The 1,404-nt window shown below is 52.1% G+C and carries 3 protein-coding genes; all 3 read left to right on the plus strand.

The features are described 5' to 3' along the window. Positions 1-380: hypothetical protein (locus MCHT01_RS26585; RefSeq protein WP_218017950.1), on the plus strand; the 380-nt coding region annotated here is incomplete at its 5' end. 13 nt (positions 381-393) lie between these two features. Continuing rightward, positions 394-759, plus strand: coding sequence for a hypothetical protein (locus MCHT01_RS26590; protein WP_148661740.1), 366 nt, complete (start codon positions 394-396; stop codon positions 757-759). Between the two features lie 90 nt (positions 760-849). Next, positions 850-1,221, plus strand: coding sequence for a ribonuclease toxin immunity protein CdiI (cdiI, locus tag MCHT01_RS27965; RefSeq protein WP_169806217.1), 372 nt, complete (start codon positions 850-852; stop codon positions 1,219-1,221). The last annotated feature ends 183 nt before the right edge of the window (positions 1,222-1,404 follow it).

Here is a 1,404-nt window from a genome sequence, read left to right on the forward strand (position 1 = left end):
AAGGGACGGTCCTGAGGGCGGAACGGGACGTGGGCATCGAGAGCGCACGCGACACCGCTCATCGCAGTGATGACCGTCAACACGTCACGCGGGGCGTGATGGGGGCGGGCGGCGGCATCACCGTCGGCGCGCGGGATCGGCACAGCGGGCTAGATCAGGTGCAGGAGCCGGCCCACGGTTCGAGGATCGGCAGCGTCGGTGGCAACGTGACCATCGTGGCCGGGCGCACGTTGGGTGCCGATAATCCGACTGGTGTAACTAATCTCTACTCGGAGAAGACTATTTTCCTCAGTTGTTCGAGTATTGTTGGTCAATCTAGAGCCAAGTGTCCGAATATTCAGCTAAATGTTTTTTGCCAAGCAGGTAATTTTCTCCCCTGACTAAGGAGGTGGCATGAATAGAAGCAGGCCAACTTACAGTGATCTTAAGGGGGCGGCAGGTGGCGCATTTCGAGAGGCGGTTTCGAAGGGAGGGTTGACCAGTCTGCAAGCCTTTGCTTATACCTACGAGCATCTCGAAATATTCATTGATGGCGATGATCCTTGGCTGCAACTGTTGGCTCTGACATCCACATTTATGGTGGCAGTCGAGGCTGATGTAAATATTTGGGAGGATGAACTATTTGCCGAGGATGTTCTTGGAGTTCTTCGGTATGTATACGCGGAGTGGATTTTTGAAAGCGTGGATAAGAGATTTGATTCTCTTCTGGATGTCGGATTGCGCGAGGACGTGGAGGTCGTTCGCAGTAAGTACGTTTGAGCGGATGAACTAGATACTTCAGATCGGCAAGCTGACGGGCTCGACCTTTCTGGAGGGCTGCGCGACGACTTCTTTCCTAATTGGGTTTGTGTGCAAATATTTCCAAATGTTGACTCTAGGGTTGATGAGGATTGGATTGTTAAGGAGTTCTTTAACTACATTTCTGAGGAGGATTTTGTTGGTTGTCTGAGTAGTATCGTGAATAGAGACGGGTGTGTGTTGGATGAGGAATATTGCCTGTTCCCTGATTTGAGTCCAGACGGAGACTTTGTGGGGGTGAAGGTGGGAACCTTTGGGAATGAGCGGATATATTCTGAGGCGGAGTTCTTGGTGTTCCTTAGAGCGGCGTGTGGGCGCTATTCGGAGAAGCACCCGGAGGCTACTGTCGTAATTTCTGGCCTCCTTTCTAGCATGCCTTGGGATGCGTCTCCCGGAGGTCTCAGGTCATCTTGCGAGTTTTAAAAGTCAAAAGTGTGTTTGGGTTGGATGATTCTTGCAAATGCTGAGATGAAAGCACATTTGAGTGACGGCGGTGATCTGCCGAATTCCCCACTCTCGGATGAGCTTGGGGAAATATGGTGCTGGACTACTAGGTCTTCAACTCGTTGGCCGAGGGGCGGGCCATGACTGCCGACTGGCTTCAAC

The sequence above is a fragment of the Mitsuaria chitosanitabida ATCC BAA-476 = NBRC 102408 genome, assembly GCF_001598255.1.
Classification (GTDB): Bacteria; Pseudomonadota; Gammaproteobacteria; order Burkholderiales; family Burkholderiaceae_C; genus Roseateles; species Roseateles chitosanitabidus.

Bases quoted from the DNA above. Each gene is read 5' to 3' on its own strand.
- MCHT01_RS26590 (WP_148661740.1), top strand. From the start codon at position 394: ATGAATAGAAGCAGGCCAACTTACAGTGATCTTAAGGGGGCGGCAGGT.